Origin of the sequence: Pseudomonas sp. SIMBA_068, from assembly GCF_046534705.1 — a bacterium.
Taxonomy (GTDB): Bacteria; Pseudomonadota; Gammaproteobacteria; order Pseudomonadales; family Pseudomonadaceae; genus Aquipseudomonas; species Aquipseudomonas putida.
This window is the reverse complement of the sequence record NZ_JAWRYI010000088.1, coordinates 1-398: the sequence shown is the minus strand read 5'-3', so window position 1 is coordinate 398 and position 398 is coordinate 1. Positions and strand designations below refer to the sequence as shown.

Sequence of the window (398 nt, the reverse complement as noted above, 5' to 3'; positions counted from 1 at the left end):
GGATTTTGGTCATGAACAATAAAACTGTCTGCTTACATAAACAGTAATACAAGGGGTGTTATGAGCCATATTCAACGGGAAACGTCTTGCTCTAGGCCGCGATTAAATTCCAACATGGATGCTGATTTATATGGGTATAAATGGGCTCGCGATAATGTCGGGCAATCAGGTGCGACAATCTATCGATTGTATGGGAAGCCCGATGCGCCAGAGTTGTTTCTGAAACATGGCAAAGGTAGCGTTGCCAATGATGTTACAGATGAGATGGTCAGACTAAACTGGCTGACGGAATTTATGCCTCTTCCGACCATCAAGCATTTTATCCGTACTCCTGATGATGCATGGTTACTCACCACTGCGATCCCCGGGAAAACAGCATTCCAGGTATTAGAAGAATA

General features: G+C 44.2%; 1 pseudogene. It reads left to right on the top strand.

Features of this window, described 5'->3' with window-relative positions:
- Positions 1 to 60: 60 nt before the first annotated feature.
- Positions 61 to 398, top strand: a pseudogene (locus tag SB756_RS28290) (APH(3') family aminoglycoside O-phosphotransferase); the annotation flags it as partial.